Source organism: Leifsonia sp. 115AMFTsu3.1, from assembly GCF_004362795.1.
In the GTDB taxonomy this organism is placed as follows: Bacteria; Actinomycetota; Actinomycetes; order Actinomycetales; family Microbacteriaceae; genus Leifsonia.
In genome coordinates this window covers 1580662-1591988 of the sequence record NZ_SNYB01000002.1, presented here as the reverse complement: position 1 = coordinate 1591988, position 11327 = coordinate 1580662, and the positions used below count along the sequence as shown (strand labels likewise).

Annotated in this window: 13 protein-coding genes; 5 read left to right on the top strand and 8 right to left on the bottom strand. The window is 70.0% G+C overall.

Features of this window, described 5'->3' with window-relative positions; genetic code table 11:
• Positions 1-24: 24 nt before the first annotated feature.
• Together AXZ95_RS18640 and AXZ95_RS18635 are read right to left on the bottom strand one after the other, a co-directional pair.
• Positions 25-315, bottom strand: coding sequence for a hypothetical protein (locus AXZ95_RS18640; RefSeq protein WP_018191267.1), 291 nt, complete (start codon positions 313-315; stop codon positions 25-27).
• A gap of 35 nt (positions 316-350) precedes the next feature.
• The gene (locus tag AXZ95_RS18635) at positions 351-581 is read right to left on the bottom strand and encodes a PLD nuclease N-terminal domain-containing protein (RefSeq protein WP_018191268.1); all 231 of its coding nucleotides are present in this window, start codon (positions 579-581) and stop codon (positions 351-353) included.
• Positions 582-707: 126 nt separating this feature from the next.
• Here AXZ95_RS18635 and AXZ95_RS18630 point away from each other — a divergent pair, with 126 nt between their 5' ends.
• A complete protein-coding gene (locus AXZ95_RS18630; RefSeq protein WP_018191269.1) occupies positions 708-1055 on the top strand; it encodes a hypothetical protein in 348 nt (115 codons plus the stop codon).
• 70 nt (positions 1056-1125) lie between these two features.
• On the opposite strand, the gene AXZ95_RS18625 is transcribed toward AXZ95_RS18630, so the two are convergent.
• From AXZ95_RS18625 to AXZ95_RS18605, 5 genes are all read right to left on the bottom strand, one after another.
• Entirely contained in the window at positions 1126-1599 is a 474-nt protein-coding gene (locus tag AXZ95_RS18625) for a type II toxin-antitoxin system PemK/MazF family toxin (RefSeq protein ID WP_018191270.1), read from the bottom strand.
• A complete protein-coding gene (locus tag AXZ95_RS18620; RefSeq protein ID WP_018191271.1) occupies positions 1523-2767 on the bottom strand; it encodes an ammonium transporter in 1245 nt (414 codons plus the stop codon). Before AXZ95_RS18620 ends, AXZ95_RS18625 begins: the two co-directional genes overlap by 77 nt.
• A gap of 101 nt (positions 2768-2868) precedes the next feature.
• Positions 2869-4152, bottom strand: coding sequence for an ammonium transporter (locus AXZ95_RS18615; protein WP_018191272.1), 1284 nt, complete (start codon positions 4150-4152; stop codon positions 2869-2871).
• Between the two features lie 206 nt (positions 4153-4358).
• Complete coding sequence (locus AXZ95_RS18610) at positions 4359-4793, bottom strand: SufE family protein (protein WP_018191273.1); 435 nt, start codon at positions 4791-4793, stop codon at positions 4359-4361.
• Positions 4794-4827: 34 nt separating this feature from the next.
• On the bottom strand, positions 4828-5727 hold the full coding sequence (locus tag AXZ95_RS18605; protein WP_018191274.1) for a sulfurtransferase: 900 nt from the start codon (positions 5725-5727) through the stop codon (positions 4828-4830).
• 137 nt (positions 5728-5864) lie between these two features.
• Here AXZ95_RS18605 and zapE point away from each other — a divergent pair, with 137 nt between their 5' ends.
• Positions 5865-6917, top strand: coding sequence for a cell division protein ZapE (gene zapE / locus AXZ95_RS18600; protein WP_018191275.1), 1053 nt, complete (start codon positions 5865-5867; stop codon positions 6915-6917).
• Here zapE and AXZ95_RS18595 read toward each other — a convergent pair.
• A complete protein-coding gene (locus AXZ95_RS18595) occupies positions 6914-8137 on the bottom strand; it encodes an alpha/beta fold hydrolase (RefSeq protein WP_018191276.1) in 1224 nt (407 codons plus the stop codon). The genes zapE and AXZ95_RS18595 overlap by 4 nt on opposite strands.
• Before the next feature lie 100 nt (positions 8138-8237).
• Here AXZ95_RS18595 and AXZ95_RS18590 point away from each other — a divergent pair, with 100 nt between their 5' ends.
• The 3 genes from AXZ95_RS18590 to AXZ95_RS18580 all read left to right on the top strand — a co-directional run bounded on the left by AXZ95_RS18590 (position 8238) and on the right by AXZ95_RS18580 (position 11321).
• Positions 8238-8849, top strand: coding sequence for a DUF3000 domain-containing protein (locus AXZ95_RS18590; RefSeq protein ID WP_018191277.1), 612 nt, complete (start codon positions 8238-8240; stop codon positions 8847-8849).
• Complete coding sequence (locus AXZ95_RS18585; protein ID WP_018191278.1) at positions 8842-10038, top strand: HRDC domain-containing protein; 1197 nt, start codon at positions 8842-8844, stop codon at positions 10036-10038. Before AXZ95_RS18590 ends, AXZ95_RS18585 begins: the two co-directional genes overlap by 8 nt.
• A 74-nt stretch (positions 10039-10112) precedes the next feature.
• Positions 10113-11321, top strand: a complete 1209-nt coding sequence (locus tag AXZ95_RS18580) for a thiolase family protein (RefSeq protein ID WP_026307199.1) — start codon at positions 10113-10115, stop codon at positions 11319-11321.
• Positions 11322-11327 lie beyond the last annotated feature (6 nt).

Here is an 11327-nt window from a genome sequence, read left to right as displayed (position 1 = left end):
CATTCGGCACGAATCTCGGCGCGCTCAGCTCCGCAGCGTCGGCCAACGGCCGTCGTCGTCGAACGGTTCGAGCTCGACGAGCAGCGTGCCGTCCTGGGCCAGACACGACGGCAGGTGCTTCACGTCGTCGTCCGCGGTCTGCTCCTCCGTGTCGCCGGTACGACGGTCGTACCGGCCGTGCAGGTGGTCCCAGGTGGCGAACAGGACGAGATGGTGGTCCGCCTCGTTGTCGACCCATGCGCGGGTGATCGTCGGGATGCCGGTCTCCCGCGCGATGCGGCGAGTGCTCTTGGCACTCAACGTCTGGATGCCCATAGCCGTCAGTGGGGAGCGTCCTATCGGTTCCCCACTCAGCCCGCCCGCGTCGGCGGTGTCTCCTGTCGCAGCGAGCGGCGCCCGATCGTGAACCAGAGGATCGCTCCGAGGAGCGGCGCCAGCGTTACCAGGATGAGCCACCCGACGGTCGGACCGGCGGCGGCGCGCATCGCGGCGATCTGGATCACAGCGATCAGCCACAGGATGAACGGGACGACGAACATCCCCAGGATCAGCACATGCCATCCGGCGAGCCCACTGAACACGAATCCCCCGTTCGTTCGGTGACACGACACTACCGGACGACCGATTCTCGCAACCGACCTCCCGCGACCCTGTGGAAAGCCGGGCGTTATCCACTACGCTGATCGCATCGACGATCGGGGGATATCGTGCCGACGCTTATCGAGGAGTACGACCGGGACCGCGCCATCCACCTGCGAGCCCGCTGGCTGATGGTGGGCGTCGTGGTGGCGATCGTCGGGGTGTTCCTTACCGGACCTCTCGGGGTGCTCCGTCTGGTCGACGGCGACGGCCTCGGCTGGCTGCTCGTCGCCGCCGCGGTCGTACTCGCCGGGGCGGCCGTCCTGCTGTTCCGCGCCAGCCGCCGTGCCGTTCCCGCGCAGGGCTACCGCATCACCGCGGACGCCTCGCAGCAGCCGGATCCCGAGGGCGCCCCCATCTGGACCCGTAAGGAGATCGGCTGGTCGGCCAACGCCATCCGCCAGTGGAACCCCTGATCGGTCAGTGGAACCCCTGATCGGCCAGTGGAACCCCTGATGGGTCGGCGGAACCCCTGATCGGCGATCTTCACCGCCACCCGTAGCGCGTGGCGAGAGCTCGGCGCACGGTGTCGAACCGCCGCGCGTCCAACGCGGCCCCCTCACGGCGCATGCCGCCCTGCTGCACCCGGAACACCCGGTCGAGCCGGACGAAGCTGGGGCGGTGGCGTCCATCCCACTCCCCCGATCCGATCGGCAGGTACTCAGGCCTGCCGGGATGCTCCTGACTGGTCAGCGCGACCGCGAGCACCGAACCGGACGGCTCGGTGGCGACCACGAGTACCGGACGGTCCTTGCCGCGGCCGTCCGCCTCCTCGTACGGCACCCACGTCCACACGATCTCACCGGGTTCGGCGTCGCCGTCGAGGCTGGGGTTGTACGACGTCCGGATGCGGCTCAGCCGAGACGGATCGACCTGGACGGTCTCAGCCGGCCGGCTCGGAGTCCGATCCGCTCGCGACGGACGGAACAGTGCGCCCAGGGCCGACAGGACGCTTCTCACGGATGCCACGATCGGCACCATAGCGGACCCGCGTGAGCCCGACGGTGAACCGCAGCGCGAGGGCGAGCAGCAGTGAGACCGTCGTCGCGTACAGCAGCACGGACATCCCGGCGATCCCCTGCGCGATGAAGAGGTCGAAGTTCCCGCTGTCGACCATCCCGCTCCCGATCGCGAACAGGCCGGGGAACAGGAGTCCCACCAGGCTTCCGACGATCGTCACGACGGACAGCGTCAGGGCCGGCCCGAAACGGGCGCGGGCGGCCAGATCGACCATCGTGGCGCAGGCCAGAGCGGACAGCGCGCCGACGAGCATCGCCCAGCCGAGTGTGAGCACACCGGAGGCGGCGGTGGCTCCGACCAGCCCGGCCAGTGCCCCGCAGGCGGCGCTCGTCAGGGTCGGCCGGCGCAGCACCACCGCATCCACCAGCATCCACATCAGGACGCCCGTCGCGGAGGCGAGGAAGCCGCCGAACGCCATCAACGGCGCGTACGCGTCGAGGGCGCCCTCCGAGCCGACGATCAGCCCCAGCCAGCCCACCCAGACCAGGGATACACCGATCGCGACCAGCGACGGCCGGCTGGCATGCGTCGGCAGGTGCTCCCCACGACCGCAGGCGAGCAGGATGCCGACTGCGCTCCCACCCGCAGCGAGCACCGCCAGGGACCCGCCGAAGTCGACGACCTTCAGCCCGGCGACGGCCCAGCCGTCGTCGAGGGCGAAGACGCCGTACGCCACCGGCACGATCACCATCGGGAACCAGAGCACCGTGAACACGATCCACGCCCGCAAGGTCAGCCGCGAGGCGACGGCCACCCCGACGATCGCCGTGCAGAGCACCAGAAGGGCCATCAGGTAACCGGCGCGGGCGAGTGGATAGGGTGACGCGTCGGCCGCGCCGGGGCCGGCCATCGACGCCAGCCCGACGTCCGGACGGCCGACCAGGTGCGGGATGAGCGGGTCGCCGACGATCATGCCGTACCCGCCCAGAACGGCGAGCAGCACGACGACGGCCGCGCCGACCAGCACGAACCGGAGCGCCCGGGCGGCCCGGGCACGGCCGGCCATGCCGCCGGCGAAGAACGCCAGCCCGAACGCGGCCAGCAGCACCAGCGCGCCGCAGAAGAACAGCAGCAGCGCATCCACCTGGTCCGGCGTGGCGTGTGCCATGGGCTCCCTCGGTCGAAATGCCTGCACTCACCCTAGCGACGACAGAACGGGGCGCCGCCTTCCGGCGACGCCCCGTCCGTTGCGGTCGAGCGACGGTCCGATCAGACCGTCTCGAGCGAGTAGCCCTCCTCGCCGTGCACGACGGTGTCGACACCGGCGAGCTCGTCCTCGTTCTTGATCCGGAAGCCCATGGTCTTCTGGATGACCCAGCCGATGGCGTAGGCCAGGACGAAGGAGTAGATCAGCACCGCGAAGGCGCCGACAGCCTGGACGCCCAGCTGGTAGAAGCTGCCGCCGTACAGCAGGCTCGAGAACTGCGAGGTCGGCTCGCCCTTGCTGTTGTACATGTGGGTGAAGCCGAAGAAGCCGATCCACAGGGTACCGATGAGACCACCGACGAGGTGGATGCCGACCACGTCGAGCGAGTCGTCGAAGCCGAGGCGGAACTTCAGGTCGATCGCCAGGGCGCAGACCGCACCGGCCACGAGGCCGAGGAGGATGGCGAAGCCCGGGGTCAGGATGTTACAGGCCGGGGTGATCGCGACCAGACCGGCGACGGCTCCGGATGCGGCACCGATGGAGGTCGGCTTGCCGTCCTTCAGCTTCTCGACGATCAGCCAGCCGATCGTGGCGGCGGCCGGGGCGGCGAGCGTGTTCACCCAGGCGATCGCAGCGACACCGTCGACCGCGGCCTCCGAGCCGGCGTTGAAGCCGAACCAGCCGAACCACAGCAGGGCCGCGCCGAGGAGCGTGAGCGGCACGTTGTGCGGCTTGCTCATGCCCTTCTGGAATCCGACGCGCTTGCCGAGGACGAGCGCGAGGGCCAGACCCGCGGCACCGGCGTTGATGTGCACCGCGGTGCCACCGGCGAAGTCGTTCACGTGCAGGACGGCCGGCGCCCAGCCGTCAGCGAGGTTGAACACCCAGTACGCGACCGGGAAGTAGACGATGGTCACCCAGATGCCGGCGAACACCATCCACGAGCCGAACTTGGCGCGGTCGGCGATCGCACCCGAGATCAGCGCGACGGTGATGATCGCGAAGGTGGCCTGGAAGCCGGCGAACGCGAGACCGCCGAGGTCCGGGGTGATGCCGTCCTTGCCCATCAGGCTGGACAGAAACCAGTCGGGGGTTCCGAGGAAGTGAGGGATGGAAGCGGGGCCGAACGCGAGACCGTAGCCGTAGAGCACCCAGAGGACGCCGACCAGGGCCATCGCGCCGAAGCTCATCATCATCATGCTGATGACGCTCTTGGCCCGAACCATGCCGCCGTAGAAGAAGGCGACACCGGGGGTCATCAGCAGGACGAGGGCTGCGGCGACAAGGAGCCAGAGGGCGTTGACCGTCCCTGCCTCCGCGTAGTCCGCTGCTGTGTGGAGCACCATGCGAATTGTCTACCTCTCTGTGCATAGCCCCGCGGGGTGACGCGATCCCGATCCGGGTGGGGGGCGCTTTCGGGGTGGAGCCAGTCTCGACGGGAGAGGTTTCGTGAGAGGGATGCTCGTGTTTCGCGAGTGTTACGCATCCCGGCGGTGTGTAAACACTGTGTTTCGGGATGCTGCCGATGTGCTCGGCGGGTGCTGCAACCCTCCTAGGCGGCGAGCTTCTGGCGCACCTGCCGCTTGGCGCGGCCGAGGAGGGCCGACATCCCGCGCAACCGCAGCGGCGAGACCGCCTGCGTGAGGCCGAGCGTCTGCGGGAAGTCGTCCGGCACCGCGAGGACCTCGTCGGCGGTCAGACCGGCGAGGCCCTGCACGAGGATGGAGGCGAAGCCGCGGGTCGTCGGAGCCTCCGCCGGCGCGGTGGCGTAGAGGTGCACGATCCCGTCGCCGTCGACCTCCACGAAGATGTAGACCGGCGCCTGGCACTCCTCCACGCGCTCCAGGAGGTCCGGGTGGTCGCGGTAGCGCTCGGGCAGGTCGGGAAGCTCGTCGGAGAACTCCAGCAGCAGCTGCAGCCGGTCGTTCTGCTCCAGCGCCTGGAAGTCGTCGCGGATCTCGGCGAGAGTTCCCGTCAGTTCGGTCATCCCTTAAGGCTACGTCCGATTGCGCCGCGCTCGGTCAGCGGGTCGGCACCTCGCCGGGCTCGGAGCCGGTGACGATCGGGACGCGCACGGCCGAACCCCACTCCGTCCACGAGCCGTCGTAGTTCTTGACGTTCTCGAAACCGAGCAGGTGGGTGAGCACGAACCAGGTGTGGCTGGAACGCTCGCCGATGCGGCAGTACGCGATCACGTCGTCCCCCGGCTTCAGCCCCGCGCCGTCGAGGTAGACCTCCTCCAGCTCTGCCCGCCTCTTGAAGGTGGCGTCGGGAGCGGCGGCGCGGGCCCACGGCACCGACTTCGCCGACGGGATGTGCCCGGCGCGCAGGGCGCCCTCGGTCGGGTACCCGGGGATCTCGGTGCGCTCCCCGCTGTACTCCTCGGGCGAGCGGACGTCGATCAGAGGCTGCCCGAAGTGGGCGAGCACGTCGTCCTTGAAGGCACGGACGACGGTGTCGTCGCGCTCGACCACGGGGTACTCGACCGGGGCCGGCTGCGGCACCTCGCGGGTGAGTTCGCGGCCCTCGGCGACCCACTTGTCGCGGCCGCCGTCGAGCAGGCGGACGTCCTCGTGCCCGAAGAGAGTGAACACCCACAGCGCGTAGGCGGCCCACCAGTTGTTCTTGTCGCCGTAGATGACGACGGTGGTGTCGCGGGCGATGCCCTTCGAGCCGAGCAGCTCGGCGAAGCGCTCCGGGCTCACGTAGTCGCGGACCACCGGGTCGTTGAGGTCGGTGTGCCAGTCGATCTTGACCGACCCGGGGATGTGCCCGGTGTCGTACAGCAGCACGTCCTCATCCGACTCCACCACGACGAGTCCCGGTTCGCCGAGGTGCGCGGCGAGCCAGTCGGTGCTCACGAGGCGCTCGGGGTGCGCGTAGCCGGCGAACTCGGGCGACGGGTCGGTCTCGATGGTCATGTCTGTGATGCCCTCCAGGGAATCGGTCGGTGGCGCAGGACTAGGCTGGGAAGCCTGCGACAGCTGGAATCTACGTCCAGCGTAAGCGGCTCGGAACAGCCGCGGTAAGACTTCGACACAAAGGTGCAGAACCCGTCATGACCCTCGAACAGACCGGCGCCCTCCCCCGTCTCGCCGACCGCTCGCCCGAGATCACGGGCGCCGAGATCGCCGAGAGCCTGGTGCCGCCGTCGCAGTTCGAGCACGCGACGTTCGACTCGTACCGTCCCGACCACGACTACCCGTCGCAGTCCGAGGCCGTCGCCACGCTGAAGCTGTTCGCCAAGACGTGGGAGCCGCAGCGGCCGGCCGGCCTGTTCAGCCGCAGCCGCAAGAAGGTGGAGGCGATGAAGCCGGGCGTCTACCTCGACGGCGGCTTCGGCGTCGGCAAGACGCACCTCCTCGCGGCGCTGTGGCATGAGGCGCCCGGTCCGAAGTACTTCGGCACGTTCATCGAGTACACGGCCCTGGTCGGCGCGCTCGGTTACGCGGGCGCGGTCAACCTGCTGCGCGGGTCCACCCTGATCTGCATCGACGAGTTCGAGCTCGACGACCCGGGCGACACGATGATGATGACGCGGATGCTCGGCGAGCTGGTCGCCTCCGGCACCCGCATCGCTGCCACGAGCAACACCCCGCCGAACGCGCTCGGCGAGGGCCGGTTCGCGGCGAGCGACTTCCTGCGCGAGATCCAGTCGCTCTCGTCGAACTTCCAGACCGTCCGCATCGACGGCCTCGACTACCGCCGCCGCGACACCACCGGCAGCGCCATCACGGTGGAACCGGCGGAGTACGAGCGCGTCGTGACCGCGCTGGCCGGCCGCGGCGAGACCGTGACGAGCGACGGCTTCCAGGACCTCATCGCGCACCTCGCGACCGTCCACCCCTCGCGCTACATCAAGATCATCGACGGTGTGGATGTGATCGGCCTCCGGGATGTGGAGGTGCTGCACGACCAAATGGCCGCCCTGCGCCTGGTCGCGTTCATCGACCGCGTGTACGACGCCGAGATCCCGATCGTGCAGTCCGGCGTTCCGCTCAGCGACGTCTTCGACGACGAGATGCTCGGCGGCGGCTACCGCAAGAAGTACCTGCGCTCGACCTCGCGCATGATCGCCCTCACCGCGGGCGAGTTACCGCCGCACGACTAGTCAGCGCTGGATGCGGTAGCGGCGGCGGGAGCCTCGGCGGGGATGTTCGCGCCCAGCCACTCGGCGATGGCGCCCGTCCACTTGGCCTCGTCGTAGTTCCACAGCTTGGTGTGGAGCGCGACGTCGAACGGCACGAGCGTGACGATGTCGCTCCGCGCCTCGGCGAGCGCACGCGACCCGGTGGACGGCACGAACCCGTCGTCGTCGCTGTGCAGGATGAGCATCGGCAGGCTGAGCTCGGAGGCCCGGGCGACGAAGTCCATGCTGCGGAGGTCGATCGGTGCGCCCTGACCGGTGATCGGGCCGCTCCACTCCGACTCGATGAGGCGCATGGCGGCGCGGGTCATCATGTCCGGGAGGTGAAGGAGGTTGCCCTGGTAGCCGAGGGTGTCGATCCAGTCGATGACGGGAGACTCGAGCACGATACCGGCGACGTGCTGCGCCGACGGCGACCGGGTGATCGTCTGGAGCACCACGGCGCCGCCCATCGACCAGCCCATGAGGACGACGGAGCGCGCGCCCTGCGACACCGCGTAATCGATCGCGGCCTCGATGTCGCGCCACTCCGTCCCGCCCAGCCCGTAGCGGCGGTCGGCGCTCTCGGGCGCATCCCCGTCGTTGCGGTAGGAGGCGAGCAGGCAGGTGAAGCCGGCGTCGTGGAACACCCGCACGGCGCGAAGTCCCTCCTGGCGGCTGGCGCCCCAGCCGTGCACCTGGATGACCCAGCGCTCGTCGCCTGCGTCTTCCGGGGCCGGGAACACCCACGCGGGCGCCTGGCCGAGCTCTGTGGAGATCTCGACGGACCTGACCGGCAGCCCGAGCTCGCCGGGCTGGAGGTAGTAGTACCCGCTGATGCGCGAACGTCCCGCACGAAGGTTGCCGAACTCCACGCGCTCCAGCTCGCGCGTCACCGAGCCGTCAGCGCGCTCGATGAGCCCGCCGAGCTTGGCGTAACCGGTGTCGCCGCCCCACCAAAGGCCGAGGCGGCCGGGCATCGTCGCGTCCGGGGTCTCCCGCAGGGTCACCGTTCCGACGCTCTCGTCGAACGAGCGGATGGTCTGGTTCTGCGGGCGGCGCCGCACCGGCGTGATCACGGTGCGCGCGACGCGGGCCGTCGCCCATCCGGCGATCAGGGCGGTGCCGACGACCAGCCCTCCCGCGACGAACGCCGCCGTTCCGAGTGCCTTGCCCCATGCCGAATCCGAGCCGCCTGCCGCCATAACGGCAGCGTACCGGCGGCGGCCCGCACGCGGACTCAGGAGTTCCCCAGGCGGCGTGCCTTACTGCCGCCGGACGCCAAAGGCTTCTAGTGTTCGAAGCGTGCCGACACCGACATCCCCACCGCAGCAGCCGGCGGAGTTCGCCACGGCGCTGCAGTCCATCCGCACCGCAGTGTCGCGTCCGGAGCTCGTGATCGAGGAGATCCCCGCGCCAGCGCAGCTGGCGCCGTACTCCGTCGCGCTCGCGGCCGACGTCCGGCCCGCACGGCACGGAAGCGACTCGGACCTCGGCACCGGCCGTTTCATCCTGCTCTACGACCCGGACGAGCCGGAGGCGTGGGGCGGCCCGTTCCGCATCGTCTGCTTCGCACAGGCGCCGCTCGAGACCGACATCGGGCTCGACCCGTTCCTCGCCGACGTCGCCTGGTCGTGGCTGGTGGATGCGCTGGATGCGCGCCACGCGCGCTACACGGCCGCGAGCGGAACGGCCACCAAGATCATCTCCACCGGTTTCGGCGAGCTGGCCGCCCAGGGCGACGGCTCGCAGATCGAGCTGCGCGCCTCGTGGAGCCCGCTCGAGGCGGACGTCTCCGCACACGTCGAGGGATGGGGTGAGCTGCTCTGCATGCTCGCCGGCCTCCCCCCGACCGGCGAGGGGGTGAGCCTGCTCAGCGCCCGGGCGGCCACGCCCAGGAAGGCGCCGCGTGGCTGAATACACGGTCATCGAGACCCGTGCCGACTACCTGGCGGCGGTCGAGCGCATCGCCGCAGGAACCGGCCCGGTCGCCGTCGACGCCGAGCGTGCCAGCGGCTTCCGGTATTCACAGAGGGCTTACCTCATCCAGGTCTTCCGGCGCGAGGCGGGCACGTTCCTCTTCGACCCGCCGGCCGTCGGACGCTTCGACGAGCTGAACGAGGCCATCCACGACGACGAATGGGTGCTGCACGCGGCGACGCAGGACCTCACCTGCCTCCGCGAGGTGGGCCTCGACCCGTCGATCGTCTTCGACACGGAACTCGCCGCACGTCTGCTCGGGATGCCGCGCGTCGGGCTCGGGACGGTCGTGGAGGAGCTCCTCGGCATCCACTTGGCGAAGGAGCACAGCGCGGCCGACTGGTCGACGCGTCCGCTCCCCCAGCCGTGGCTCGACTACGCCGCCCTCGACGTCCAGCTGCTGCCCGACCTGCGTGACGCCATCGCGGCGCTCCTCGACGAGGCCGGCAAGACCGACATCGCGCACCAGGAGTTCGCCGACGAGCTGGTCCGCGACCTCGTGCCCGTCCGCAACGAGCCGTGGCGGCGCCTGTCGGGCATCCACTCGATCCGCGGCATCCGCAACCTCGCCGTCGCGCGCGAGCTGTGGCAGGCGCGGGATGCGCTCGCCCGTGAGATCGACACCGCGCCCGGCCGCCTGGTGCCGGACGCCTCGCTGACCGCCGCCGCCAAGGCGATGCCGGAGTCGAAGCGCGCCCTCGCGGCGATGCGGGAGTTCACCGGCCGCGCGAGCCGCACCGAGATCGACCGCTGGTGGGCGGCCATCGAAGCGGGGCGCACCACCGACGACCTCCCCGTGCTGCGCGGCAACGGCGACACCCTTCCGCCGCCGCGAGCGTGGTCCGACCGCAACCCGGATGCCGATGCACGGCTCAAGGCCGCGCGGGCGGCGCTGACGGCGGTCTCAGAGGAGCGCAGCATCCCTCTGGAGAATCTGCTCACCCCCGACACGCTGCGCCGCGTCGCGTGGGCTCCGCCTGCCGAGATCACCCCCGAGAGCGTCGGCGAGGCCCTCGCGGCGCACGGTGCACGCCCGTGGCAGGTTGCCGCAACCTCACAGGTGATCGCCCAGGCATTTGTGGAAAGCAGCCAAAGCGCCGACGAGGGGTCCGAGCCCGCTTCGTAGGAAGGATCAAACGATTCTTTTCGTGCACAGCGGTGTACCTAGGATCGTTTCCGACCTTGATTTGGGAGGGCACTGTGGCCGATAGGAACGATGTCGTGTTCGTCGACGGAGTCCGTACTCCGTTCGGACGGGCCGGCGAAAAAGGGCAGTACTGGAACACCCGCGCGGACGACCTCGTCGTGAAGGCGATGATCGGACTCCTGGAGCGGAACCCCCAGGTGCCCAAGGACCGGATCGACGACGTGGCGATCGCCGCGACGACGCAGCAGGGCGACCAGGGCCTCACCCTCGGCCGCACCGCCGCCCTCCTCGCCGGACTGCCCAAGTCGGTCCCCGGATTCGCGATCGACCGGATGTGCGCCGGCGCCATGACCAGCGTCACCACCCTCGGGTCCGGCATCGCGTTCGGCGCGTACGACCTGGCGATCGCCGGCGGCGTCGAGCACATGGGCCGTCACCCGATGGGCTTCGGGGCCGACCCGAACCCGCGCTTCCTCTCCGAGAAGATGGTCGCGGAGGACGCGCTCAACATGGGCATGACCGCCGAGCGCATCCACGACCGGTTCCCGGCGCTCACCAAGGAGCGCTCCGACCGCTTCGCCATGCGCAGCCAGCACAAGGTGGCCGCCGCGTACGAGGCCGGCAAGATCCAGCCGGACCTGGTGCCGGTCGCCATCCGCTCCGAGTCCGGCTGGGGCCTCGCCACGCAGGACGAGGGGATGCGCCCCCAGACGAACATGGAGGGTCTCGCCACCCTCAAGACCCCGTTCCGGCCGCACGGCCGGGTCACCGCCGGCAACTCGTCGCCGCTGACCGACGGAGCCACCGCCTCCCTCCTCGCGTCTACCGACGCGGTGAAGGAGCTCGGGCTCACCCCGAAGATGCGCATGGTGAGCTTCGCGTTCGCGGGCGTCGAGCCGGAGATCATGGGCCTCGGCCCCGTCCCGTCGACCGAGAAGGCGCTGCGCAAGGCCGGCCTCAGTATCGACGACATCGGGCTGTTCGAGCTGAACGAGGCGTTCGCCATCCAGGTGCTGTCGTTCCTCGACCACTTCGGCATCGACGACGACGACCCGCGCGTCAACCAGTGGGGCGGCGCGATCGCGATCGGTCACCCGCTCGCCGCGAGCGGCGTCCGCCTGATGATCCAGCTGGCCCGCCAGTTCGAGGAGCACCCGGAGGTGCGCTACGGCGTCACCGCGATGTGCGTCGGCCTCGGCCAGGGCGGCACCGTCATCTGGGAGAACCCGAACTACGACAAGCGCGCCGCACGGAAGGGCTGACACGCA

What these genes read in the sequence shown, in the direction of transcription:
- zapE (WP_018191275.1), top strand. Translation starts at nt 5,865, where the DNA reads ATGACCCTCGAACAGACCGGCGCCCTCCCCCGTCTCGCCGACCGCTCG.
- AXZ95_RS18620 (WP_018191271.1), bottom strand. Translation starts at nt 2,767, where the DNA reads ATGGCACACGCCACGCCGGACCAGGTGGATGCGCTGCTGCTGTTCTTC.
- AXZ95_RS18615 (WP_018191272.1), bottom strand. Translation starts at nt 4,152, where the DNA reads ATGGTGCTCCACACAGCAGCGGACTACGCGGAGGCAGGGACGGTCAAC.
- AXZ95_RS18640 (WP_018191267.1), bottom strand. Translation starts at nt 315, where the DNA reads ATGGGCATCCAGACGTTGAGTGCCAAGAGCACTCGCCGCATCGCGCGG.
- AXZ95_RS18605 (WP_018191274.1), bottom strand. Translation starts at nt 5,727, where the DNA reads ATGACCATCGAGACCGACCCGTCGCCCGAGTTCGCCGGCTACGCGCAC.
- AXZ95_RS18595 (WP_018191276.1), bottom strand. Translation starts at nt 8,137, where the DNA reads ATGGCGGCAGGCGGCTCGGATTCGGCATGGGGCAAGGCACTCGGAACG.
- AXZ95_RS18610 (WP_018191273.1), bottom strand. Translation starts at nt 4,793, where the DNA reads ATGACCGAACTGACGGGAACTCTCGCCGAGATCCGCGACGACTTCCAG.